General features: G+C 66.1%; 2 protein-coding genes. Both read left to right on the top strand.

Features of this window, described 5'->3' with window-relative positions; translation table 11 throughout:
• Positions 1-175 precede the first annotated feature (175 nt).
• The gene (locus AC6LJ2_RS29965; RefSeq protein ID WP_263915831.1) at positions 176-646 is read left to right on the top strand and encodes a hypothetical protein; all 471 of its coding nucleotides are present in this window, start codon (positions 176-178) and stop codon (positions 644-646) included.
• Positions 647-786: 140 nt separating this feature from the next.
• A partial coding sequence (locus tag AC6LJ2_RS29960) for a methyl-accepting chemotaxis protein (RefSeq protein ID WP_263915830.1) occupies positions 787-2,041 on the top strand: 1,255 nt, incomplete at its 3' end.

Raw genomic sequence — 2,041 nt, 5'->3', positions numbered from 1 at the left:
AGCCGGCAGCGGCGGAAGCGGCCAGCGCCGCGCGGCCGCTGCGGCGTCCGGCGCCGCGGCCGGCCGCGGCTGCGAACGAGGCCAAGCCGTCGGCTGCGGCCACGCGTCGCCAGCCGCCGGCGGACGATGATTGGGAATCCTTTTGAGGCCGGTTTCGGCCGGTAAATGGGCAGGTATGCGAGGCTATCTACATCTTCTGGCTGCCGCGGCGATTGCGGCGCTGATCGCGGGTTGTTCCGCGACCGGGCACAACTTCGACCCCGGCAAGCTGTCGACCCTGACGCCGGGGCAGACGACGCTGGAAGAGGCCTCGCGGGCGCTCACCGCACCGCCCGACAAGTTCTACAAGCAGACCGACGGCACCTTCCTCGCCCTCTGGTCCTTCAAGATCACGTTTGTCCCCGACGGCCTGTACAGCCGCAAAGAGGCGCTGTTGCAGTTCGGCCCCGATGGCCGGCTGATGCGCCTTGTCGACAGCACCAATATTCTGCTGGAACCCTGGGAACGCCAGAAATTGCTGGGCCCCGCACCCGTGCCTGATACCCATCAGGAATGGGCGCAGCAGCCCGCGCCGGCTCCCCAGGTGGAAACCATCGTCATCCCGGTGCCGGCTGCGCCGCCCGAGCCGACGCGCAAGGGGTCGTAAGACACCTGGTTTTCCGCGCAGAGCGCCCTGGCTGACAGCCGGGGTGTACGTCGCCCTGATGCGTGTCCGTCCGGCAAGGACGCCGCGCCGGGGTGGTTTTTCATTTGGTCAGAGCAGTTCCTGAGGGATGGGGAAAGAATATGGAAGCGAGTCTCGAATCCGGTGCGAAGTCCGGCAAGGTCGGTAAGAAAAAGGCCGCGCGCGCGCCCAAGGTGAAACGCAAACTCAGGCTGCGCGATGCCCGCGTCGGCACGATGCTGTTGTGGGTCATGGCGTTCTTTGCCGTGCTGATCGCGGCGGTGGGCGGCCTGGCCGCGTTCTTCCTGCAGCACAACTACGAATCCATCCGCGAGGTCAATGCGCTGACCGAACGCGCCAAGCAAGTGGAAGTGATCAACAGCGATATGCTGCGCGCCCGCGTCAGCCTGATGGTCGCGGCCCGGCACCTGCAGGAATCCGGCTGGGGCAGCGGCGAGAACTCGGCCCGCGACGCTGCGGCAGCCCTCAAAGGCGCCACCGATCTGCTGACCGGCGTGCGCAGCCGCTTCGCCGACTTCCAGAAGAACATGCTGCAGGACGACACCGGTCGCCAGCTGTCCATGAACCTGGTGCGCCGCTATCGCTCGTACATCGATGACGGCGTGGACACCATGGTCGAGGCTCTGCGCAGCGAGGACTATTCCACGTTCTACATGGTCAACAATGAATACGGCACGCCGCGCAGCGCCGCCTTCATCGAGGCCATCAGCGAATTCGGCAAATACATTTCCGACCAGCAGCAGGCCACCATCGACCAGGCCGAAGCCAACTTCAACCGCGCCATGGTCGCGGTGGGCGTCGCCGTCGCGTTGGCGCTGGTGCTGATGGTGTTCTGCCGCGTGCTGTTCGGCCGCCTGGTGGTGCGCCCGCTGGTGGAAGCCGGCCAGCATTTCGACAAGATCGCCGCGGGCGACCTGACCAGCCGCGTCGAGGTGCGTTCGCACAACGAAATCGGCCAGCTGTTTGCCGCGCTCAAGCGCATGCAGGAAAGCCTGACTCGCACCGTGGCCACGGTGCGTCGTGGCGTGGACGAGATCACGGTGGGTTCGCGCGAAATCTCCGCCGGCAACACCGACCTGTCCAGCCGTACGGAAGAGCAGGCCGCCTCGCTGGAGGAGACGGCCGCGTCGATGGAAGAACTGGCCTCGACCGTGAAGCAGAACGCCGACAACGCGCGCCAGGCCAATCAACTGGCGGCCAGCGCGTCGGACGTGGCCGAGCGCGGCGGCTCCGCCGTGGCCGAAGTGGTCAACACGATGCAAGGCATTTCGGCCAGCTCGCGCAAGATCTCGGAAATCGTCTCGGTCATCGATGGCATTGCGTTCCAGACCAACATCCTGGCGCTGAACGCGGCGG

Source organism: Achromobacter sp. 1014246743, assembly GCF_059760725.1.
This window is presented reverse-complemented; position numbering and strand designations above follow the sequence as displayed.

Coding starts and splice junctions, on each gene's coding strand:
- AC6LJ2_RS29965 (WP_263915831.1), top strand. CDS start 176: ATGCGAGGCTATCTACATCTTCTGGCTGCCGCGGCGATTGCGGCGCTG.